Origin of the sequence: Micromonospora sp. WMMD812 (assembly GCF_027497215.1) — a bacterium.
Lineage (GTDB): Bacteria > Actinomycetota > Actinomycetes > Mycobacteriales > Micromonosporaceae > Micromonospora.
Genome location: NZ_CP114904.1, coordinates 1,012,603 through 1,033,851, shown reverse-complemented (window position 1 = coordinate 1,033,851; position 21,249 = coordinate 1,012,603). Strand labels below are relative to the sequence as shown.

The following is a 21,249-nucleotide window of genomic DNA, read 5'->3' as shown; positions in this document are numbered from 1 at the left end:
GCCGCCAGCGTACCGATCGGGCGTCCTGGGCGGTATCGCTCCGCCGGCGCCACCCGGCCCGCGATACTGGCCCACAGTGGGCGGGAGGTGGGCGGTGAACTCGGCGAACGGCGCGGCGATCGTGGTCGGTGTGGACGCTTCCGAACCTTCCCTGCGCGCGGTACGCCTGGCCGCCGCGGAGGCGGCGCGCCGGCACCGGCCGCTGCGGGTGGTGCACGGCTTCATCTGGCCGCTGCTGCACGTGCCGCTCTCCCCGCCGCCGGACGGACCGCCCGGTGGCGGGCTGCGCAACCAGGCGGAGCAGCTGGTCGCCACGGCGGTGGCCGAGGCGGAGGCGGTCGCACCGGGCGTGCGGGTGTCCGGCGAGATCATCGACGGGGAGGCCGCCGCGGTGCTTCTCGGCGAGTCCCCCACCGCCGCGATGATCGTGCTCGGTGACCGGGGACTGGGGGGCTTCTCCGCGCTCGTGGTCGGGTCGGTGGCGATCCAGGTCGCCTCGTACGCCGACTGCCCGGTACTGGTGGCCCGCGGCACGGACCGGCCCGACGGGCCGGTGATCGTCGGGGTCGACGGTTCGGAGCTGTCCGTCCAGGCGGTCGAGTTCGCCGCCGAGACCGCCGCCGTCCGGGGCGCTCCGCTGCGGGCCGTGCACGCGTACCGTCACCCGGTCTCCACCGGCGCCGGCGACATGCAACCCCTCGTCCACGACAAGGCGGAGTTGCGCAGCGACGAGGAGCGGGTGCTCGCCGAGTCGCTCGCCGGGCTGGGCGAGCGGTACCCGGACGTGGCGGTGACCGCGGAGACGGTCCGTGGCCGACCCGGCACGGTGCTCGCCGAGGCGTCCCGGCACGCGCAACTGGTGGTGGTCGGCGGGCAGGGGCGCGGCGAGTTCACCGGCTTGATCCTGGGGTCGGTGAGCCAGTCGGTGCTGCACCACGCGGACTGCCCGGTGGCCGTGGTGCGCGCACCCCGCTGAGCACGGTTGACCGAGGCGGCAACGGGTAGACGGCCCCGGTACGCCATCGGCGACAGCGACCGGAGGAGGCAGAGATGCCAGGACCACGGCCGGGCAGCAACGCGTATGACAAATTGCGGGCGCGGCTGCGCAACGCGATCGACGATTCCGGGCGGCGGGTGTCCGACGGCCGGGCGAACCAGGTCGCGAACCGCATCCTCCAGGAGGACCGCGGCCAGCGCGGTGTGGTCCGCGGTGAGCGGACGTACGGCCCCAAGGGTGAGCGCGAACCAGGCGACCCGAAGTGAGGGCCACCGACGTGACCGACGGCGCCATCGCGGGCGCCGTCGGCTCCACCGCGTTGAATGTCGTCACGTACCTGGACATGGCGTTCCGGGCCCGGCCGGCGAGCAGCACCCCGGACGAGGCGGCCGGGCGGCTCGCCGGCGCCGCGCATCTCGACATGGGGCCCGGGCCGAAGGCGACGAACCGACGCTCCGGGCTCGGCGCTCTGCTCGGCTACGCGACCGGCATCGGGGTCGGTGTCGGATTCGCGCTCCTGGCGCGCGGGCGCCGGCAGCCGTTGGCGGCGGCCGGTGGCCTGTTGGGCGCCGGCGCGATGACGATGACGGACGGGTCGCTGACCGTGCTCAAGGTGACCGACCCCCGCACGTGGCGGCGCTCGGACTGGCTCGCGGACATCGTGCCGCACCTCGTGTACGGCATGGCGGCCGCAGCCACCTGGAACCGGCTGCGGCCGCCCACGAAGCGTCGGGGCTAGCCCCGGGCGTCGCTCTCGTCGTCGGCCAGCGGCTCGTCCGCCGGACCGTACGGCGAGGCCTGTCCCTTCGGGACCGGCCGGCCCTCGTCGCCACGGGACGAGCCACGGTTGAGCGGATGGCCGGTCGGCTGCGGGCCCTTGTTGTCCTGGCTCGTCGCGCCCCGGGCGTTGCGGCGGAACTCCTGCTGCTGCGGATTGACCACCGGTCTCTCCTTCCGGCTGGACGGCTCACGGCATCGACCGCCTCCACGGAGGCTTACCCGTCGCCGGCGACGGCATTCCGCCGCCGCCCGCGGGGCTAGCCGAGGGTGGGACGGGTACACACCCGTCGTGGGCGATGAGCGAGCGGTGGCGCGGGTCCTGCTGGACCGGCGGGGACGGACGTACGCCGAGGAGGCCGGGATCCGGCTCGCCGACCGGCCGGCGCAGCTGTACCAGCTGCTGGTGCTGGCCACGCTGCTGAGCACCCGGATCCGGGCGTCGGTGGCCGTGGCGGCCGCCCGGGAGCTGTTCGCGGCGGGCTACAAGACCCCGCAGGCGATGGAGGCGGCGAGCTGGCAGCAGCGGGTCGACGCGCTCGGCCGCGGCCACTACCGCCGCTACGACGAGCGGACCGCCACGATGCTCGGCACCGGCGCCCGGCTCTGCCTGGACCGCTGGCACGGGGACCTGCGCCGGCTGCACCGGGAGGCCGGCGGCGAGCCGGCCGGGTTGCGCCGGCGGCTCACCGAGTTCCCCGGGATCGGCCCGACCGGGGCCGACATCTTCCTGCGCGAGGCGCAGACGGTCTGGCCGGACCTGCGTCCGTTCGCCGACCGGCGGGCGCTCGCCGGCGCGAAGCGGCTCGGGCTGCCCGGCTCGCCGGACCGGCTGGCCCACCTGGTGGGTGGCGCCGACTTCGGACGGCTCGCCTCGGCGCTGGTGCGGGTGGCGCTCGGCGAGGAGTCCGCCGGCGAGGTGACCCGGGTCGCCGCCGCCCGGTGAGCCAACGGGTGCCGAGCTTCGGACGGGCCTACTTGGCCGGCTGGCCGGGCTTGGTCAGGTGCCACACCAGCAGCGAGGCCAGGAGCGCGAGCAGCACCAGCCCTCCGGTGAGCCCACGACCCTCGTCCGGGTCCCGGCCGGTCGTGCCGAAGTAGATCACCGCGAGCCCGGCGAGCACCGTCAGGAACGTCCGTACACCTCGGTCCTTCACGTATCGGACGGTACGGGCGCGAGCGGACGCCGGTGCCGAGTTCCGGACGATGTCCCCCGTCCGGGTGGATCACCGGTCGGTGCCGCCGCTCAGTCGACCTCCAGGTCGTCCAGCGAGATGGCGTGCGTCATCAGCCACCGGGCCAGCGCCGACATCCCGAACAGCCACAGCGGGGCCGACTCCGTGGTGCCGTTGGTCGCGAAGATGGCGAACCGCAGGTCCGGCGCCCGGTACGCCTCGATCCGCCACTTGTGCTGCCGGTCCCGCCAGACCGCGGAAGGGTCCATGCCGTCACCGTAGGTGACCAGGGCTGGGCGGGAGGGGCCGTTCGCCGGGCTAGCCCGGCACGACCGTGCCACCGAGGAGCGCACGCGCCCCGGCGACCAGCACGGACAGCCCGATCCCGCCGAGGACCAGCAGGCCGAACCCCCACCACCCGGTCCGGCGTCTGTCCGGGGCCGGTGCCGGGGTCGGGGCCGGGGTCGGTCGCCACCGCTCCCGGTACAGCCAGGCCAGCACGCCGACCCCGAACGGCAGCAGGCCGACCCAGAACCAGAACCAGCGGGTGCCGGCGCGCGGCGGCCGCCCGCTCACAAGCATCACCAGCCAGGTCAACCCGATGGCGGCGGCCGACAGGACGGCCGCGTCGGCGATCCGATGCGCCGGCGCGCCGTCGGCACGCCACGCCTGGGCCGTCGCCGTCAGTCGGGCGTCACGCCCCACCGGCTCCGCGTCGGGCCCCTGCGGCGGCCCGCCGTCGTACGTGTACCGGACCTGTCCGGTCGGCACCGTCCACGCGACGATGCCGCCCTCCTCCGCGCCGTAGCGAGGCTCGGGGGCGCTACCCCAGTAGGCGGTGGAGTCGTTCCAGCCGTCCGTCCGCTGGAACGTCACGACGCGGCCGGCCGCGATGTCCCGGTCCAGGTCGCTCACCGACACCTCCCGGGGCGCCGACCACCAGGCCAGGCCCGCCCACAGCACCCACAGGAGCAGCAAGGCCCACGGCAACCCCACGCCGGCCAGAGCCGGCAACCGCCGCCCGAGGGGGCGCACCCGTTTGCTGGACACGCCGGCACGATGCCACATGCCAGCGCCGTCCGCCGCCCGGCGGGCGGGTCACGGCCGGCCGGCGACCACGATCCGGACGTCGTCGGGCAGCCGTCGGGTGGCGCCCCGGCGGTCCAGCAGCTCCAGCAGCGGCACCGCGACTCGGCGGGTGGTGTCCAGCGCCTGCCGGGCGGCGGAGAGGGTGAACGGCTGAGGCAGCCCGGCGAGCACCCGCACCGCGCCGTCGACGGCGTCGGGCAGCAGCACCACGTTCTCCGCCAGCCGCAGCAGCGCGCCGGCGCGGACCGCCGCGCCGATCTCCCGGGGTCCCAGGCCCAGGTCGGCGAGGCGGTGCGCCTCCGGCGCCCGGAACGGGCGGTCGCCGTACTCGTCGTGGATGCGTCGCACGGCCCGCGCCACCGGCTCCGGCAACGCGTCGCCCGCCGTCGCGGTGACCCGGCCGCCGTGGATCCGCAGCGGCGGACCCACCAGAGCCTCGACCAGGGCACGGTCGGGCAGGGCGAGGCGTTGCCGCAGCGTCTCCACCGGCGCGCCGGGCTCCAGCGGGTGCTCCCGGGCGTGCCGGGCGACCTCCTCGACGAGGTGGGACCGGAGCTGCGTCCAGTGATCCGGGTCGGCCAACCACTCACCGGCCACCGGCCGTGCCTCGACGGGCACACCCATCCGCAGCAGGTCGGCGGCGCGGGCCAGCCGGCGGCGACGCAGTTCCCCCGCCAGGTCGGGACGGCCGTCCAGCCCGGCCAGCACCGCCGCGCGGGCCGCTGCGGCGCCGCGTCGGTGCAGCGGCGGCGGCGCCACGTCGAGTACGGTCACCCCGCCGGCGACGTGGCGCCGGCCCGGGTCGCGCAGCAACGCCCGGTCTCCGACGAGCAGCGGCAGCGGGCGGGCCAGCCGGAGCCGGGCGGTGTCCGGCCCGAGCGGGCGGACCCGGGCCGGCACCGCGGCCGAGCCGACGTGCAGGGTGAGGGTGACCGGCAGGTCCCCCGCCGGGTCGCCGGCGAGGCGCACGTCCAGCAGGTCAGTCCGGTGGAACCGGCCCGGGCTGAGCAGCGCGTCCCCGCGGGCCAGCCGGTCCCGCGGGGTGCCCCGCAGGTTGACGGCCACCCGGGCCACCGCGGCCACCTCGGGCCGGGCCACCCCGAGCGACTGCAGGCCGCGTACCCGCACCGGCTCACCGGTGGCCGCCAGTTCCAGCTCGTCGCCGAGCCGCAGCCGGCCCGCGCCGAGGGTGCCGGTGACCACCGTGCCGCTGCCCCGGATGGTGAAGCTGCGGTCCACCCACAGCCGGACCGGGCCGTCTTCTGTCGGCGTCGGCAACCGGGCGGCGAGCCGGTCCAGGGCGGCGCGCAGCTCCGGCAGGCCCGCGCCGGTCAGCGCGCTGACCGCGACGGACTCCACCGCGCCGAGTGAGGTGGCGGCGATCTCGGCGCGGGCCCGGGCCGCCGCCGGTCCCGGATCGGCCAGGTCCGCGCGGGTCACCACGAGCAGGCCGTACGCGACGCCGAGCGCGTCCAGCGCGGCCAGGTGTTCGGCGGACTGCGGCATCCAGCCCTCGTCGGCGGCCACCACGACCAGCGCGGCCGGCACCGGGCCGACCCCGGCGAGCATGTTCGGCACGAACCGCTCGTGGCCGGGCACGTCGACGAATGCCACCGTCGCGCCCGAGGGCAGCGTGGTCCAGGCGAAGCCGAGGTCGATGGTCATGCCCCGGCGGCGTTCCTCCGCCCACCGGTCGGGTTCCATCCCGGTCAGCGCCCGCACCAGGGTGGACTTACCGTGGTCGACGTGCCCCGCGGTCGCGACGACCCACACGTCAGTCGTCCCCCGGCACGGCCAGCACCGCGGCGCGGACCGCCTCGTCGGCCTCCGGCGGCACGCAGCGCAGATCGAGCAGCAGTCGTCCACGCACCACCCGGCCGAGCACCGGTGGCTCCCCGGTACGCAGGGACGCCGCGTACCGCTCGGGCAGGCTCAGCGCCCAGGAGTCCAGCTCCACGCCCGGCGCGCCGCCCCCGCCGACCACCGCCACGGACGGCACCACCTCCGCCTTGCGGCCGTCGGCGCCGAGCCGGTCACGCAGCCGCTCCACCCGGGCCCGCAGCGCGGTCGGGTCGGCGTGCAGGGCCACCCGGGTCGGGGTGTCCGCCTGGTGCAGGGTGGCAGCCAGCGCGGCGAGGGTGAGCTTGTCCACCCGTAGCGCCCGCGCGAGGGGGTGCCGGCGCAGCCGCTCGACCAGATCGGCGTCGCCGAGCAGCAGCCCCGCCTGCGGCCCGCCGAGCAGCTTGTCACCGCTCGCCGTGACCAGGTGCGCCCCGGCGCGCAGGGTGCTGGCGGCGTCCGGCTCGTCGGGCAGCAGCGGATCCGGGGCCAGCAGCCCGGAGCCGATGTCCGCGACCACCGGTACGCCGAGGGTGGCCAGCTCGCGCACGCCGACGGCGGAGGTGAACCCGGTGACCCGGAAGTTCGACGGGTGCACCTTGAGCAGGAAACCGGTGGCCGACCCGACCGCGGCGGCGTAGTCGGCCAGGGTGGTGCGGTTGGTGGTGCCCACCTCGCGCAGCCGCGCGCCGGTGCTCTCCAGCAGGTCCGGCAGGCGGAAGCCGTCGCCGATCTCGACCAGTTCGCCGCGGCTGACGACGATCTCCCGGTCGGCGGCGAGCGCCGTCGCCGCGAGCACCAGCGCCGCGGCGCCGTTGTTCACCACGTGCACCGCGGCCGCGTCGGGGACCGCGGCGGCCAGCGCGTCCAGTGTGTCCCGGCCGCGCCGCGCCCGCCGGCCGGTGGCGAGGTCCAACTCGACGTCGGTGTGCCCGGCTGCGGCCACCAGCGCCGCGACCGCGGGGCGGGACAGCGCCGCCCGGCCGAGGTTGGTGTGCAGCACGACGCCGGTGGCGTTGAGCACCGTGCGCGGTGCCGGCGTCGGCAGCGTCGCGGCAGCGGCGTCGCGTACCGCGTCGGGGCTGATCTCGCCTCTGCGGGCCCGGTCCTGCGCGGCGAGCACGGCGGCCTTGACCCGGTCGCGGCCGAGGGCGGTCACGGCGGCGGCCAGCCGGGGATCGGCGAGCAACACGTCGGTGCGGGGTACGCGGCGCCGCGGATCGGTCTGCCCGTCACCCATCGCGTCATCTCCCACCGCGGTTGGCGGAGACGGACGGGAATCGAACCCGCCTGGCCCGGGTCCCGGACCACACCGGTTTTGAAGACCGGGAGGGGCACCAGCCGCCTGAACGCCTCCACCGAGCATTTGACCACAGGGGCCGGACGGACCGCGCGGCAAGGTCGAAAACTGTTCGGGCCCGCCGGTGTCAGTCCACCGGGTCGGCGGCCGCGTCCCGGCGGTCGGCGCGCTCGCGCTGCGGCACCACCGTGTACTTCGGATCCCGGGCGGAGGCCACGCCGGCGTAGAAGACGCCGAACCGGGTGGCGACCGAGGCGCCCAGCAGCGCCGCGCCGGAGAGCACGGAGAGCGCCCGGCTACGCCGGCCCAGCAGGGCGCCGGCCACGCCGGCCGCGGTGAGCATCCGGCCGGCGCGCAGCAGCTGGCCCGGCCGGCCGGTGCGGTACGGCTCGCCGAGCAGCCCGAACCGGGTCTCCACCCGGTGCGACCCGGCGAGCTCCAGGGCCGCGCCGGCCACCGCCATCCGCCGGGCCGGACCGGCCTGCGCCGGCGGTGCGCCGATCAGGCCCACGGCGGCGCCGCTGGCCAGCGCGCTGCCCGCGAAGATGACCGGCAGCTCCGGGTACGCCTCGTGCCAGGACGGCACCGCGGTGTCGGCGAGCAGCACCCCGGTGTACGTGGCCAGCGCCGGCGCGGTGACGGCGGCGGCCAGCCCGGCCGCCTGCCCGACCGGCGGCAGCAGCCGGCGGGCCAGCCCGGGCACACCACGCTCAGGCAGCAGCGGCGCCGCCTCGGAGATCGCCGCCACGCCGGCCATCGGGCCGAACGCGGTGAGGATCCAGGTGCCCACCGACATCGGCGACGTCAGCTTCGCCACCCGCAGCATGTGGTGGAACCGGGACGGCCGGCCCAGGTCCCGGATCAGGAAGCCGGCGCTCGCCGTGATCGCGGCGAGCGCGGTGACCCGGCCGGCCCGGCGCAGCGCCGGCCGGCCGGTGAGCTGGCCGCCCGCCGCGAGCAGCGCCGAGCCCGCCGACAGTCCACCGGTGAAGAGGTACGCGGCGATGTCCCACTTCCACACCGGCGCCTTGAGGATCGGCCGGCCGTAGTAGGAGGTGAACTCGGCCTCCGGAACCCGCAGCTCCTCGCCGCCCCGGCGGCGCCCGCCGCCCCGACGGCGCTCTCCGGGCCGGGCCTCGCGGCCGGGCACCGGCGCGAGACCGGCGGCGTCGGCGTCGCTGCGCGGCGCGTCCGTCCGGAAGCTGCTCGCGCGGGTGCCGTCCTCCGCCCGCTCGCGCCCGCCGTCGAGGCGGTCGCGGAAGCGGCGGAAACGGTCGCCGACCGGGCGGTCCGAACTCACGAGTTACCTCCGACGAACGCGACCACGGCGGCCGCCGCCATCGCCAGCGCGGCCAGGCCGGCGCGCTTCCACATCTTCGGCAGGTCCCGGGTGGTGACCACCGGGTCGGGCGGCAGCCCGTACACCTCCGGCTCGTCCAACAGCAGGAAGAACGCGCCGTCACCGCCGACCCCGTCGGTCGGGTCGTGGCCGTAGAGCCGGGCCTCCGGCACCCCCCGCTCGTGCAGCGTCGCGACCCGGGCGGCGGCCCGCTCGCGCAGCTCCTCCAGCGGCCCGTACTGGATCGACTCGGTGGGGCAGGCCTGCGCGCAGGCCGGGGTCATGCCGGCGCCCAGCCGGTCATAGCAGAGCGTGCACTTCCACGCCCGGCCGTCGCCCTTGCGCTGGTCGATAACTCCGTAGGGGCAGGCGGAGATGCAGTAGCCGCAGCCGTTGCAGATGTCCTCCTGCACCACGACGGTGCCGAACTCGGTGCGGAACAGCGAGCCGGTGGGGCACACGTCCAGGCAGGCGGCGTGCGTGCAGTGCTTGCACACGTCGGACATCATCAGCCAGCGGAAGTCGGTGCGGCTCTCCGGGCCGGTGGCCCGCCCCGGTGGCTGCGCGCCGGGCATGCCGAGGAACTCCGGTCCGGCGGCCATCCGGGCGGCCGCCTCCGGCGACCCGGGTGGCAGGCCCGGGTCGGTGCCGGTCGGATTGGCGGTGGACGCGGAGACCGCCGCGGCGGTGGGACTCACCGCGGCGTCGGTGGGGTTGCCGGCGAACGACGGGGTCCGGTGCTGCCCGAGGGGGCGGGGCTGTTCGATGAACGCGACGTGCCGCCACGAGTTGGCGGTCAGCGCGCCGGTGTTGTCGTACGACATGCCCAGCAGGTCCAGGCCGGACGCGGGCACCGCGTTCCACTCCTTGCAGGCCACCTCGCACGCCTTGCAGCCGATGCAGACGCTGGTGTCGGTGAAGAAACCCATCCGCGGCGGCGCGTCGGACCAGCCCGCGTCCGGCGCCGGGTCGAGCGGGCCGTAGAGGCTGTTCGGGTCAGGAATCATCGCGCCCCTCCCCGTCGCCGGGGGTCACCGCCGGGGCGTTCTGGCCCGGCGTGATGCCGGCTCGCCGCCGGTAGTCGTCGACCAGCTCCAGCAACGCCGGGCCGGTGGGCCGGCGACCGGATCGTACGTCACACGTGCCGACCTTGCTCTCCTGGATCAACACGTTCGGGTCGAGGGTGATCCCGAACAGGTCGTTGGCCGAGTCGCCGGTCACCAGGCCCTCGAAGCCGAAATGGTACGGCAGCCAGACCTGGTGGATCATTCGACCGTCGACCCACAGTGGCGTCATCCGGTCGGTGACCAGCACCTTCGCCTCGATCACCGCCCGGCCGCTGACCAGGTGCGCCCACCCCAGATGGTTCACCCCCACCTGCGCGGCCAGCTCCGGCGACACCTCGACGAACATCTCCGGCTGCAGCTCCGCCAGCGACCGCACCGTGCGGCTCATCCCGCCCGCCGTGTGGTGCTCGGTGAGTCGGCTGACCGAGAACACGTACGGGAAGACCTGGCTGTGCTCCTGCGGCGGGCTCGGATTCACCGAGTTCACCGGGTGCGTGTACACCTTGCGGGTCGGATTGGCCTGCTGCTGGTACAGCGGGTTGCGCAGCGGCGACTCGGCCGGCTCGTAGTGGGTGGGCAGCGGCCCGTCCACCACGCCGGTCGGCGCGTACAGCCAGGCCTTGCCGTCGCCCTGCATGACGAACGCGTCGTCGCCGGCGATCCCCTCCGTGCCGGACGTGCCCAACGCCGGCCGGTACGTCGGCGACTTCGTCTTCTCGAAGTCCGGCACGTCGTAGCCGGTCCACTCGCCCTTCTCCGCGTCCCACCAGACGTACTTCTTCCGCTCGCTCCACGGCCGGCCCTCGGGATCGGCGGACGCGCGGTTGTAGAGGATGCGCCGGTTCGCCGGCCAGGCCCAGCCCCACTCGCCGGCCACCCAGTCCTGCTCGTGCCGGGACTTGCGGCGCGCGGCCTGGTTCACCCCGTCGGCGTACACCCCGCTGTAGATCCAGCAGCCGACCGCGGTCGAGCCGTCGTCCTTCGCCTCCGGGAACCCGCTGAGCGGGCGGCCGGTGGCCACCTCGTACCCGTTGATCTCGCGCAGGACCGCCTCGGCGCTCGGCTCGGCGTGCGGACCCTCCGTGGGGTAGTCCCAGGTCAGGTCCAGCAGCGCCCGGTCGCGGGGCTTGTCCGACGCGGCCAGCTTCTCCCGCAGGCGGCGGCCGAGGTGGTAGAAGAACCACAGCTCGGAGCGGCAGTCGGCCGGCGGGTCGAGAGCCTTCTCCCGCCACTGCAGCAGGCGCTGCGTCTGGGTGAAGGTGCCCTCCTTCTCCACGTGCGAGGCGGCGGGCAGGAAGAACACCTCCGTCCGGCACTGCTCCGGGACGATCTCGCCGGTGGCCACCTCCGGCCCGTTCTTCCAGAACGTCGCGCTCTCGATCATGAACAGGTCCCGGACCACCAGCCAGTCCAGGTTCGCCATACCGAGGCGCTGCGCCCGCCCGTGCGCCGAGCCGACCGCCGGGTTCTGCCCGAGCAGGAAGTAGCCCTTCACCTTGCCGTCGATCATGTTGAGCACCTGCTGGTAGGTGCCGTGGTCGCCGGTCATCCGCGGCAGGTAGCCGTAGCAGAAGTCGTTCTCCGGCGTCGCCGCGTCCCCCCAGTACGCCTTCAACAGGCTGGCCCCGTAGGCGCGGGCGTTGCCCCAGAAGCCCTTCTGCCCCGGGTGCCGGATGCTGTCCACCCACTCCTCGAAGGTCGGGTGGTTGGCGTGGTGCGGCATCGGCAGGTAGCCGGGCAGCAGGTTGAACAGGGTGGGGATGTCGGTCGAGCCCTGGATGCTGGCGTGCCCGCGCAGCGCCAGCACGCCGCCACCGGGCCGGCCCATGTTGCCCAGGAGGCTCTGGATGATCGCCCCGGTCCGGATGTACTGCACGCCGACGCTGTGCTGGGTCCAGCCCACCGAGTAGATGAGCACCCCGGTGCGCTCCCGCCCGGAGTTCTCCGTCCACGCGCGGGCCAGCTCGAGGAACTTCTCCTGCGGGATGCCGCAGACCCGCTCCACCATCTCCGGCGTGTAGCGGGCGAAGTGCCGCTTGAGGATCTGGTAGACGCAGCGCGGGTGCCTCAACGTCTCGTCCCGGATCACCCGGCCCGGAATCGGTCGGCCGTGCGACTCGTGCCGCAGCCCGGCCGCGGTCTCCCGCTCCTCACTGGTGTCCGTCGACCCGGCGTTGCCCTCGTGACCCGCGTACTGCCAGCTGGTCTGGTCGTACGCGCTGGTGTCGGGGTTGAACCCGGAGAAGATGCCGCCGCCGTCCTCGGCGTCGACGAACTGGTCACTGACGATCGTCGCCGCGTTCGTGTACGCGAGAACGTACTCCCGGAAGTCGAGCTCGTTCTCCAGGATGTAGCGCACCACCCCGCCGAGCAGGGCGATGTCCGTGCCGGCCCGGATCGGCAGGTACGTGTCGGCCAGCGCGCTGGTCCGGGTGAACCGCGGGTCGACGTGGAAGACCTTGGCACCGCGCGCCTTGGCCTCCATCACCCACTGGAAGCCCACCGGGTGGGCCTCGGCCATGTTCGAGCCCTGGATGACGACGACGTCAGCGTTCGCCACGTCCTGCTGGAAGTCCGTCGCACCACCGCGACCGAAGCTGGTCCCCAGACCGGGGACGGTGGCGGAGTGTCAAATACGGGCCTGGTTCTCGATCTGGAGCGCCCCCATCGCCGTGAACAGCTTCTTGATGAGGTAGTTCTCCTCGTTGTCCAGCGTCGCCCCGCCCAGGCTGGAGATGCCCAGCGTGCGGTTGAGCGGCCGCCCCTCGCTGTCCACGTCCTCCCAGGTCTGCTCACGCGCGGCGAGCACCCGGTCGGCGATCATGTCGACCGCGACGTCGAGGTCCAGGTCCTCCCACTCCGTCGCGTACGGCCGGCGGTAGCGCACCTTCGTCTGCCGCAGCGGGCTGGTCACCAGGCCCTTGCTGGCCGAACCCTTGGGGCAGAGCCGGCCGCGGGAGATCGGGCTGTCCGGATCGCCCTCGATCTGGGTGACCTGCCCGTCCTTGACGTAGACCCGCTGGCCGCAGCCCACGGCGCAGTAGGGACAGATGGAACGGGCCATGCTGTCGGCGGTCTCGGTGCGGGCGGTCAGCGCCGCCGAGTGGGTCGACTGGGCGGCCGCGCCCCGGCCGAGCGGGTCGGTGCCGGTGAGCTGCCGGTAGACCGGCCAACCCTCGATGAAGGTACGCAGACCCATCCGCGACACCCCCTCCCGACCGTCGACGCCGACCCCATGAACATAGGCCAGCCGACGCGCCGCCGCGACCCGAGCGGCCGATCTTCCACCCACTCCGTGAGCCGCCGGATCATGGCCGCTTTTTCCTCGATCGTGGGCCCGCCCGGTTCGACGGGCCTGGCTGACCCGGTCAAGGGCCTGGGAGCGGGCCGCGCGCGTGGGCGGCCTCGGGCAGCGCGGATGCGCGACCTCGGACGGCGTGCGTGGGCGGCCTCGGGCGGCGCGGATGCGCGACCTCGGACGGCGCCCGGGCGCGGGCGGGCGCGGGAAGGCCGCGCGGGCGGGCGCGGGAAGGCCGCGCGGGCGGGCGCGGGAAGGCCGCGCGGGCGGGCGCGGGAAGGCCGCGCGGGCGGGCGCAGGTAGACAGCGCCGCCCCCGGCCGGGTGGCCGGGGTCGGCGCTGAGGTGTCGGTGTGCAGGTCGCCTCGCGGCGAGTGGCACGAACGCGGCTCCAGCCGAACGGTAGTCCGCGACGGCATTTATTAGGTGAGGCCCGGGGACACTGGGCACACCGACACTCCACACAACCTACCCGCGCCCCCGCTTGTTCCCACCTGCCAAGCCGCACCGATCCGGCATGCCCTGGAGCCCGAACTGCCGCTGGCCGGCACCCGGGGTGGGGTGCCGGCCAGCGTTGTTGTTCGTGTTCGGTTGTTGCTGGTGTTCGCTTGTTCGCTGGGGTCAGCTGTTCCAGTGCTGGGCGACGAGGTCGGCGGCCTGCTGCTCCCACTGCGCGTACGCGTCGGGGTAGGCCGAGACCTGCACGGTCTGGGCGGCGTCGGTCAGCGGCATGTCGTGCCACCCGTCGACCTGCTTGAGGCCCTTGAGGAACGCCTGGGTGGAGTAGATCGGGTCGGTGATCTGCTCCGGGCTACCCCAACCCGAGCTCGGGCGCTGCTGGAACAGGCCCAGCGAGTCATGATCATTCTTGTCGCCGAGGTGGCCCAGGTTCTCCAGCTTCGACTCCTGCAGGCTGGTAGCGATCGAGATCACCGCGGCCCGCTCGTCCAGACCGGACTTCTTCGTCGCGGCGATGATCGCCTTGACGTTAGCGGTCTGCTCGTCGTTCAGGTCGATGCGCGACTGCGCGCCCTGCACACCGTGCGGGATCAGCTTGCCCGCGTCCACACCCGGCTTGTCCAAGTGCACGACCGCGACGGGCTTGGCGTCGACGGTGGGGGTGGCGGCGTGCGCGGCCACCGGACCGGCGAAGATCCCACCAGCGAAAGCCACACCAGCGATACCCAGAACACTCTTGCGCATGATCGTGTTCATCACAAAGGCTCCTTCGGGGGTGAGATCACGCCGACTGGGGGGTCGGCGCGGGCGAACCCATCACGGGCGCCCGCGAAAAGGGGGAAAGTCTGTAAACCGGGATCGGCGAACGCGGGGGACGGTCCGCGATCCGGGGGTTCCGGTCGTGAGCGATGCTCACCGTGACCGGAGGGCCGGCGGGTGGTGGGCGGGGGTGCCGCACCGCGCCGGGTCCATATCCAACGACCGACAGCCCACCATCATTCCGGGGGCCAGGCCATCCGCGTCACCCGGCCAGGTCAGCCGGAGACCGGCGCGCTACCTCGGCCGTCGCCCATGTTCAACGACCCGGCGCCGCCCACGATTCCGGCCCGGGGATGCCCCCGGTCACACGCCAAAGCACCCACACCGGCCCAGCCGGCCGGAAACCACCGCCCCGCGCCGAGCCCGAACCGGACATCAGGCACCACACCGGCTCACCCGATCCCACACCGCCGCCGGCCCGCTTCCCTTCTCGCCGCGCCCACCCACCCAACCCGACCCATGGCGTCGATCACTCCAGTTGCGTATCGGGCGGGGCGGTTGATCAAGAGGTTTGCGTCATCTGAGAGAGTTTTGCTGACGCAAACCTCTTGATCACCAGAGCTGCCGGCCAAGATCTGTGGGGGGCGGCTCGGCGCCGGGCAGGCGCCCGGTCGGTGACTCGTTTGCGCCATCAGTTCCTAAGGAAACGCCGCCGTGCCCCAGGGCGCCCACAGCAGTCCGCCTGCTTCCACTCGGGTCCTGGAAATCGCGCCGACACCACGGCGGAAAGGCACCCGGATATCCCGGAAATCAAGCGCCCAAACGGCACAACCGGCCTGATCAACACCACCTCGCCGACATGGCGGTAAACGCAAGACCCGGATACCGCCATGTCGGCGAAACGGAGTGGATCATGGCGTTTGGGCGGAGTTCGGCGCGCCGGCACGTCGGGGACGGTGCCGTGACGCGCAAAAGACGCGAGGCCGCCGCACGCCACCACCCCGCAGCTAGCGTTACCCTGACAGCATGTCGGCCGTCACGAGCGCCCATCTCGCCCGCCCCGGGCGTCCCGCCGTGGTGGCCCGCACCCTCAGCGAGCTCGCCGGCCCCACGCGCGGCATCGTCGAGCTGCCCGTACGCCTGATGTGGAGCAGCGAACGCGCCTTCGACCTGGGCGATCCGGACGACCTGCTCTGGATGTACGAGAACGTGCTGCGGGAGACCACCCGCGTCGAGGACCTGCGGGGCCTGATCAACGGGCGGACGTTGCGCCGGGTGTGGCGGCGGCTGAACCTGCCCCGGGGCGTGCGCCTGGCGTGGGAGAGCCGGCACCGGGGTCTGCGTACCGCGTGAACCACCTGCACGACTTCTACCGGGACGTGGCCCGGGTGGCCCTGACCGCCGCGGGCCCGCACCGCTTCGTGCTGGGCGGCGGAGTGGCGTGGGCGGCCCACGGCCTGGTCACCCGCCCGACGGAGGACGTCGACCTGTTCGCCGACGTCGAGGGCGCGGCCGCCGCGGCGGCGGACGGGGTGCGGGCGGCCTTGGAACGGGCCGGCTACCACGTGGTCGACGCGGATCCGGACAGCCAGCTGGCGCAGCTCTTCGAGGGCTTCGACCGGGACCTGCGGGACTTCGTGGTGAGCCGCGACGGCCGACAGATCCGGCTCAGCCTGGCCCGCCTCGAGCGGCACCGCAGCCCGGTGGTGATGGACCTCGGCCCGGTGATGGACGTCCGTGACCTGATCGCCAACAAGACCGCCGCGCTGGTCAACCGCCGGGAGGTACGCGACTACATCGACGTCGCGGCCGCCCTCGACCGGTACGACGTGACGGACCTGCTGGCGCTGGCCCGCCAGGTGGACCCGGCACTGGACCTGGCCGACGTCCGGGCGGCGGGCCGGTACCTGGACCAGGTGCCGGACCGCCGCTTCACCCGCTACGGGCTGGACGCCGACCGGATCGCCCAGGTCCGCCGCCGGATGGCCGCCTGGCCCCGCTGACGGCACGGCGGCTGCGAGGCGCGCGGCACGGCGGACGAGCAGACCGGTGCCGCCGCGCCGCCGTGCCGGCCGCCCCGACGCGGGCACGCCGCACGGCGGAGCGCTCACCTCGTCAGCTTGCCGCCGGTGACGCCGAGGATCTCCCCCGTCACGTAGCTCGACTCCTGCGAGGCGAAGAAGACGTACGCGGGAGCCAGCTCGGCGGGCTGGCCGGGACGGCCCATCGGCGTGTCAGTGCCGAACTGCTCCACCTTCTCCGGTGGCATCGTCGCCGGAATCAGCGGCGTCCAGACCGGACCGGGTGCGACGGCGTTGACCCGGATGCCCTGCTCGGCCAGGTCCAGCGCCAGAGCCTTCGTGAAGTTGGCGATGGCCGCCTTGGTGGTCGCGTAGTCGAGTAGTTGCGGCGACGGGTCGAACGCCTGGATCGAGGAGGTGTTGATGATCACCGACCCGTCCGGCAGGCGCGGCACGGCAGCTCGGCACAGCCAGAACATGGCGTACACATTGGTCTTGAAGACGCGGTCGAACTGTTCGGTGCTGATGCCGAGGAGCCCCTTGTCCTGCGCCATCTGGAACGCCGCGTTGTTGACCAGCACGTCGATGCCGCCGAGATCGGACAGCGCCCGGTCGACGAGTTGACGGCAGTGGCCCTCGTCGGTCAGGTCGGTCCGGACGGCGACGCCCCGCCGGCCCGCCTGTTCGACGAGCCGTACGGTGTCCCGGGCATCCGCCTCCTCCTCGTCGCCGAGGTAGGAGATCAGCACGTCGGCGCCCTCCCGGGCGAAGGCGATCGCGACGGCCCGACCGATGCCGGAGTCGCCGCCGGTGATCACCGCCCGCTTGCCGTCGAGCCGGCCACTGCCACGGTACGACTCCTCGCCGTGGTCCGGCTTCGGGCCCATCCGCCGCGTGGATCCGGGCACCGACTGCTGCTGCGCGGGCTGGCCCTGCTGCTGGCCGTACTGCCGCGCCGGGTCCTTCTGGGTGTACTGGTCCTCGCTCACCGGAGTCTCCCTTGTGCCGTCCAACCGTGCCGCTCCCCCGCAGCCCTACCCCCGGACGGTGGGCGAAAACGACCACCCGAGGACCGGAACGAGCAACGGGTGACCACCGTGTGACGCCCCGGCGGCCGCCGGCCTCGACAACGGCAAACACCTCGGGGTGCGGTCGCGCACCGGAGCGCCGGTCGTTATGGTGCGCAACGGCGCCCACGAGGCGCGTCCACCCCCACGGAAGGGCACCCCATGACCTCCTCCTCCGGAGCCTCGCGCCGCCAGGTGCTGGCCGTCGCGGCCGCCGCCGCGACCGCCCCCCTGATCGCCGGTGCGCCCGCCCAGGCGGCCGCCTCGACCAAGCCCTCGAGGACCTGGGACCTCACCCTCCTCGGCACCTCCGACACCCACGGCAACGTCTACAACTGGGACTACTACCGGGACGCCGAGTACGACGACAGCAAGCACAACGACATCGGCGTCGCCAAGCTGGCGACCTTGATCAACCAGATCCGCGCCGAGCGCCGCGGCAAGGCCACGCTGGTGCTCGACGCCGGCGACACCATCCAGGGCACCCCGCTGGCCACCTTCTACGCCAAGCAGGAGCCGATCACCGCCACGGGCGAGAAGCACCCGATGGCCCGAGCCATGAACATCATCGACTACGACGCCGTGACGCTGGGCAACCACGAGTTCAACTACGGCCTTCCCCTGCTGGACCTGTGGATCCGCCAGCTCGGCTTCCCCGCCCTGGCCGCGAACGCGATCAACGCGAAGACCGGAAAGCCGGCCTTCCTCCCGTACGTCATCAAGAAGGTCTCCCTCGGCTTCGCGGCGCCCACCCTGCGCGTCGGCATCCTTGGCCTGACCAACCCGGGCGTGGCCATCTGGGACAAGGGCAACGTCGAGGGCAAGCTGCGGTTCGACGACATGATCGCCACCGCGGCGAAGTACGTGCCGGTCATGCGCGCGCGCGGCGCGGACATCGTGCTGATCTCGGCGCACGGCGGTGACAGCGGCACCTCCAGCTACGGGCCGGAGCTGCCGAACGAGAACCCGGTCGCGCTGATCGCCCAGCAGGTGCCGGGGATCGACGCGATCCTCTTCGGACACGCCCACAACGAGGTCGTCGAGAAGTTCGTCACCAACGAGCGGACCGGCGCGCAGGTGCTGCTCTCCGAGCCGTCCCGGTGGGGCCAGCGCCTCACCCGGATGGACTTCACGCTGGCCCGCGCGCACGGCCGCTGGACCATCACCAAGAAGTCCGCCACCATGCTGAACACCAACACGGTGGTCGAGGACCCCAAGGTCGTCGCGGCCGTCCGGGCCCAGCACCAGAAGACCGTGGCGTACGTCAACCAGGTCGTCGCGCAGGCCAGCGTGGAGATGTCCACCGTCGAGTCCCGGTACAAGGACACCCCGATCCTGGACTTCATCAACCACGTCCAGGCCGAGACGGTCACCAAGGCGCTCGCCGGCACGTCGTACGCCAGCCTGCCGGTGCTGTCGCAGGCCTCGCCGTTCAGCCGCACCGCGGTCTTCCCGTCCGGCGACGTGAAGATCCGCGATGTGGCGGGCCTCTACGTCTACGACAACACCCTCGAGGCGGTCGTGCTCAGCGGCGCCGAGGTGCGCGCGTACCTGGAGTACTCGGCGAGGTACTTCCGCACCCTCGCCCCGGGCGCTCCGGTGGACCCCGAGCAGATCAACGACACGTCGATCCCGGACTACAACTACGACGCCCTCTCCGGCGTCGACTACGACATCGACATCTCCAAGCCGGTGGGGCAGCGGATCACCCGGCTGGTCCTGGCCGGCACCGACACCCCGGTGGCGGACGACGCGCAGTTCGTGGTGGCGGTGAACAACTACCGGCGCAGCGGCGGCGGCAACTTCCCCGGCATCGTGAAGACCCAGGTCTACAACGAGCAGCAGGAGATCCGCCAGTTGCTGATCGACTGGGCGCAGGAGAAGGGCGTCATCGACCCGGCCGACTTCTTCCAGCCGAACTGGAAGCTGGTGCGCGAGGGCGTGCCGGTCTTCTGACCGATCCACTCCGGACGGGCCGTGGGCGTACTGCCCGCGGCCCGTCCGTGCGTCACGGTTCGGGCAACCGTCCGCGGGTGACCCGGTCGCTCACCGCGTCCGCGCGGGGCGGGCCGGAGCTCAGGTCGTCCCGCGCCGCGGGTCCCAGAGCTCCGGCTCGTCGACCGGCCGGGCGCGACCGGGGTCGGTCTCGGTCAGCGCGACCCGCTCCTCCGGTCGGACCGCGGGCGGCAGCTCACCGAACCGGACGTGTCGCAGGAAGGCGTACTCGTCGTCGGTGAACGACGGTTCGGAGTGTGCGTCGGTCATCTGCGGCCCCCCTTCGACGAGTTGATTCTCCGCCGCCGGAGTCGTGCACCGCCATCGTCGCGTCGGCTACTCCCCCGCGCCGCCTGCTGCACTCAGGGTTGGCCGTGGCCGGCCGGCGCCTTCCGCCGTCCGGGCCGGTCACACCCTCTTAGGCATCCTAGGATCCTGGGTGAGAGGCGCCTGCCGGGTCGGCGGCTCCGCCCGTCAGGACGAAAGGTCGGCGGCGGGCTTCCGGCGCGGCGCCGGAAGCCGGTCCAGCAGCGCCAGACCCGCCCGGACCGGGGCCCGGCCCAGCGTCTCGTCGAAGCTCGCCCGTCCCTGGCAGAACCGGACGAACATCCGCCAGCCGGGTGGGGTCGCCAGCAGCGCGTGGAAGACCTCCGGCCGCCGCTCGAAGATGTCGAGCAGCCGGTGACCGGCTCGCATCGACGGGACGAGGCGCTCGGCCACCGCCCGCTCGTAGCCGGCCAGGTCGCCCTCGGCGACCGCCGCACCGGCCAGCGCGCCCGAGCGCAGCGCGTAGCTGATCCCCTCCCGACTCCACGGTTCGAGCAGACCGGCGGCGTCACCGGCGACGAGCACCCGACCCCGGCGCAGCGGGGAATCCTCCGCCCGGCACCGGGTGAGGTGGCCGGAGTCGTGCGCCGCCGGCGCGTCGGCCAGGCCGAGCCGGTCGACGAAGCCGCTCAGGTACTCCCGGGTCCGCTCCCCCGCGCCGCGGGCCGCGATCACACCCACCGTGAGGCGGTCGCCCTTCGGAAAGACCCAGGCGTACGACCCCGGCAGCGGTCCCCAGTCGAGTAGCACCCGGTGCCGCCACCGCTCCCGCTGCTCGGGCGGCACCTCCAACTCCAGCTCCAGCCCCAGGTCCACCTGCCGGTAGCGGACACCCACGTGCCGGGCGGTCACCCCGGAGGAGCCGTCCGCCCCGATCACCGTGCGGGCGTGCACGGTGGTGCGGTCGCCCAGCCGCAGGCGTACGCCGTCGGGGTCCTGCTCCATCGCACGGACCGCGGCGCCCTCGCGGACCTCGGCCCCGGCGGCGACCGCGGCCGCCCGCAACCGGTCGTCGAACTCCTCCCGGCGGACCATCGTCACCAGCGGACCGTGGTGCCGGCGGGTGAAGCCGCGTCGCCCGTCCCGGGTGAACGTCACCCGGTCCACCCGGTCGTGCGCGGGCACCTCGATCCGGTCGTGCACCTCGGCGAGTGAGGTGCCGATGAGCCCGCCCCCGCACGTCTTGTAGCGCGGATGGGTCGCCCGTTCGACGACCAGGGTGCGCACGCCCGCGCGGGCGGCGGCGTGCGCGGCGGAGAGCCCGGCGGGGCCCCCACCGACGACGGCGAGATCCCAAACGATCACGGAAGCAGCCTAGGGCACCCGCCCGGCGCCGGGCCCGGCAGCGCGGCCACGGCACCCCTGTCCACCCCTCGATCGGGTGGGCATCTTCGGTCACGCAGGGGGTAACCGGCGCAGGTCAACCGCTTGTTCAGGGCAGACGAGCAGAGGAGGAAGCGATGCGGCGGGACCAACTGTCGGACGTCGAGGAACGGGTGTACCAGGCGGTCACGGCGCTGGAGGCGCGCGGCCAGGTGCCCTACCCTGACCTGATCGCGGAGGAGTCCGGCCTGACCGAGGAGCAGGTGAACGCGCCTCTGCACCTGCTCACGGAGAAGAATCTGCTGCACCGGGAGGATTCGCCGATGGCCGGGCTGGACTTCGGTCCCCGGTTCTGCGCGCGTCAGATGGCGTGACCCGCGGTTCGCCGCCACGATTCGCCCCCCGTGGCCGGGGTAGC

21 protein-coding genes and 1 tRNA gene are annotated in these 21,249 nt (G+C 73.7%); 8 read left to right on the top strand and 14 right to left on the bottom strand.

What is annotated here, in order from left to right:
* Positions 1-94 precede the first annotated feature (94 nt).
* From O7603_RS04680 to O7603_RS04670, 3 genes are all read left to right on the top strand, one after another.
* Positions 95-976: a universal stress protein gene (locus tag O7603_RS04680; protein WP_281574451.1), complete on the top strand. Its 882-nt coding sequence runs from the start codon at positions 95-97 to the stop codon at positions 974-976.
* Between the two features lie 74 nt (positions 977-1,050).
* A complete protein-coding gene (locus tag O7603_RS04675) occupies positions 1,051-1,263 on the top strand; it encodes a phosphatidylethanolamine-binding protein (RefSeq protein WP_281574450.1) in 213 nt (70 codons plus the stop codon).
* Positions 1,260-1,736 (top strand): hypothetical protein, encoded by a 477-nt coding sequence (locus O7603_RS04670; RefSeq protein ID WP_281574449.1) that lies wholly within the window; start codon positions 1,260-1,262, stop codon positions 1,734-1,736. The genes O7603_RS04675 and O7603_RS04670 overlap by 4 nt, the downstream gene beginning before the upstream one ends.
* Here O7603_RS04670 and O7603_RS04665 read toward each other — a convergent pair.
* Positions 1,733-1,939, bottom strand: a complete 207-nt coding sequence (locus tag O7603_RS04665; protein ID WP_281574448.1) for a hypothetical protein — start codon at positions 1,937-1,939, stop codon at positions 1,733-1,735. The two genes, O7603_RS04670 and O7603_RS04665, sit on opposite strands and share 4 nt — an antisense overlap.
* Positions 1,940-2,066: 127 nt before the next feature.
* On the opposite strand from O7603_RS04665, the gene O7603_RS04660 reads away from it, so the two are divergent.
* Positions 2,067-2,720 (top strand): hypothetical protein, encoded by a 654-nt coding sequence (locus O7603_RS04660; protein WP_281574447.1) that lies wholly within the window; start codon positions 2,067-2,069, stop codon positions 2,718-2,720.
* A gap of 28 nt (positions 2,721-2,748) precedes the next feature.
* Here the strand turns inward: O7603_RS04660 and O7603_RS04655 are convergent, their stop codons facing one another.
* The 10 genes from O7603_RS04655 to O7603_RS04610 all read right to left on the bottom strand — a co-directional run bounded on the left by O7603_RS04655 (position 2,749) and on the right by O7603_RS04610 (position 14,095).
* Complete coding sequence (locus O7603_RS04655; protein ID WP_281576923.1) at positions 2,749-2,931, bottom strand: hypothetical protein; 183 nt, start codon at positions 2,929-2,931, stop codon at positions 2,749-2,751.
* Positions 2,932-3,020: 89 nt separating this feature from the next.
* Positions 3,021-3,218, bottom strand: a complete 198-nt coding sequence (locus O7603_RS04650; RefSeq protein ID WP_281574446.1) for a hypothetical protein — start codon at positions 3,216-3,218, stop codon at positions 3,021-3,023.
* 49 nt (positions 3,219-3,267) lie between these two features.
* Positions 3,268-3,999 carry a hypothetical protein gene (locus O7603_RS04645; protein ID WP_281574445.1) on the bottom strand — a complete coding sequence of 244 codons (732 nt, stop codon included), beginning with the start codon at positions 3,997-3,999 and terminating at the stop codon, positions 3,268-3,270.
* 48 nt (positions 4,000-4,047) lie between these two features.
* A complete protein-coding gene (gene selB / locus O7603_RS04640; RefSeq protein ID WP_281574444.1) occupies positions 4,048-5,811 on the bottom strand; it encodes a selenocysteine-specific translation elongation factor in 1,764 nt (587 codons plus the stop codon).
* Position 5,812: 1 nt separating this feature from the next.
* The gene (gene selA / locus O7603_RS04635) at positions 5,813-7,117 is read right to left on the bottom strand and encodes an L-seryl-tRNA(Sec) selenium transferase (protein ID WP_281574443.1); all 1,305 of its coding nucleotides are present in this window, start codon (positions 7,115-7,117) and stop codon (positions 5,813-5,815) included.
* 21 nt (positions 7,118-7,138) lie between these two features.
* Positions 7,139-7,234 (bottom strand) — tRNA-Sec (locus O7603_RS04630).
* Positions 7,235-7,304: 70 nt separating this feature from the next.
* On the bottom strand, positions 7,305-8,477 hold the full coding sequence (gene nrfD / locus O7603_RS04625; protein WP_281574442.1) for an NrfD/PsrC family molybdoenzyme membrane anchor subunit: 1,173 nt from the start codon (positions 8,475-8,477) through the stop codon (positions 7,305-7,307).
* Entirely contained in the window at positions 8,474-9,520 is a 1,047-nt protein-coding gene (locus tag O7603_RS04620) for a 4Fe-4S dicluster domain-containing protein (protein ID WP_281576595.1), read from the bottom strand. Before O7603_RS04620 ends, nrfD begins: the two co-directional genes overlap by 4 nt.
* Complete coding sequence (fdh, locus tag O7603_RS04615; protein WP_281574441.1) at positions 9,513-12,782, bottom strand: formate dehydrogenase; 3,270 nt, start codon at positions 12,780-12,782, stop codon at positions 9,513-9,515. The genes O7603_RS04620 and fdh overlap by 8 nt, the downstream gene beginning before the upstream one ends.
* A 719-nt stretch (positions 12,783-13,501) precedes the next feature.
* Complete coding sequence (locus tag O7603_RS04610) at positions 13,502-14,095, bottom strand: hypothetical protein (protein WP_281574440.1); 594 nt, start codon at positions 14,093-14,095, stop codon at positions 13,502-13,504.
* Between the two features lie 1,029 nt (positions 14,096-15,124).
* On the opposite strand from O7603_RS04610, the gene O7603_RS04605 reads away from it, so the two are divergent.
* Positions 15,125-15,451, top strand: coding sequence for a hypothetical protein (locus O7603_RS04605; RefSeq protein ID WP_281574439.1), 327 nt, complete (start codon positions 15,125-15,127; stop codon positions 15,449-15,451).
* Positions 15,448-16,101, top strand: coding sequence for a nucleotidyl transferase AbiEii/AbiGii toxin family protein (locus O7603_RS04600; RefSeq protein ID WP_281574438.1), 654 nt, complete (start codon positions 15,448-15,450; stop codon positions 16,099-16,101). Before O7603_RS04605 ends, O7603_RS04600 begins: the two co-directional genes overlap by 4 nt.
* 104 nt (positions 16,102-16,205) lie before the next feature.
* On the opposite strand, the gene O7603_RS04595 is transcribed toward O7603_RS04600, so the two are convergent.
* Positions 16,206-17,108: an SDR family oxidoreductase gene (locus O7603_RS04595; RefSeq protein ID WP_281574437.1), complete on the bottom strand. Its 903-nt coding sequence runs from the start codon at positions 17,106-17,108 to the stop codon at positions 16,206-16,208.
* Positions 17,109-17,348: 240 nt separating this feature from the next.
* On the opposite strand from O7603_RS04595, the gene O7603_RS04590 reads away from it, so the two are divergent.
* The gene (locus tag O7603_RS04590; RefSeq protein ID WP_281574436.1) at positions 17,349-19,142 is read left to right on the top strand and encodes a 5'-nucleotidase C-terminal domain-containing protein; all 1,794 of its coding nucleotides are present in this window, start codon (positions 17,349-17,351) and stop codon (positions 19,140-19,142) included.
* Between the two features lie 120 nt (positions 19,143-19,262).
* On the opposite strand, the gene O7603_RS04585 is transcribed toward O7603_RS04590, so the two are convergent.
* On the bottom strand, positions 19,263-19,451 hold the full coding sequence (locus tag O7603_RS04585; protein ID WP_281574435.1) for a hypothetical protein: 189 nt from the start codon (positions 19,449-19,451) through the stop codon (positions 19,263-19,265).
* Between the two features lie 204 nt (positions 19,452-19,655).
* Positions 19,656-20,813: a geranylgeranyl reductase family protein gene (locus O7603_RS04580; protein ID WP_281574434.1), complete on the bottom strand. Its 1,158-nt coding sequence runs from the start codon at positions 20,811-20,813 to the stop codon at positions 19,656-19,658.
* Positions 20,814-20,968: 155 nt separating this feature from the next.
* On the opposite strand from O7603_RS04580, the gene O7603_RS04575 reads away from it, so the two are divergent.
* On the top strand, positions 20,969-21,205 hold the full coding sequence (locus tag O7603_RS04575) for a hypothetical protein (RefSeq protein ID WP_281574433.1): 237 nt from the start codon (positions 20,969-20,971) through the stop codon (positions 21,203-21,205).
* The last annotated feature ends 44 nt before the right edge of the window (positions 21,206-21,249 follow it).

Bases quoted from the DNA above. Each gene is read 5' to 3' on its own strand.
- O7603_RS04675 (WP_281574450.1), top strand. From the start codon at position 1,051: ATGCCAGGACCACGGCCGGGCAGCAACGCGTATGACAAATTGCGGGCG.
- O7603_RS04650 (WP_281574446.1), bottom strand. From the start codon at position 3,218: ATGGACCCTTCCGCGGTCTGGCGGGACCGGCAGCACAAGTGGCGGATC.
- selA (WP_281574443.1), bottom strand. From the start codon at position 7,117: ATGGGTGACGGGCAGACCGATCCGCGGCGCCGCGTACCCCGCACCGAC.
- O7603_RS04610 (WP_281574440.1), bottom strand. From the start codon at position 14,095: ATGAACACGATCATGCGCAAGAGTGTTCTGGGTATCGCTGGTGTGGCT.
- O7603_RS04605 (WP_281574439.1), top strand. From the start codon at position 15,125: ATGTCGGCCGTCACGAGCGCCCATCTCGCCCGCCCCGGGCGTCCCGCC.
- O7603_RS04590 (WP_281574436.1), top strand. From the start codon at position 17,349: ATGACCTCCTCCTCCGGAGCCTCGCGCCGCCAGGTGCTGGCCGTCGCG.
- O7603_RS04585 (WP_281574435.1), bottom strand. From the start codon at position 19,451: ATGACCGACGCACACTCCGAACCGTCGTTCACCGACGACGAGTACGCC.
- O7603_RS04575 (WP_281574433.1), top strand. From the start codon at position 20,969: ATGCGGCGGGACCAACTGTCGGACGTCGAGGAACGGGTGTACCAGGCG.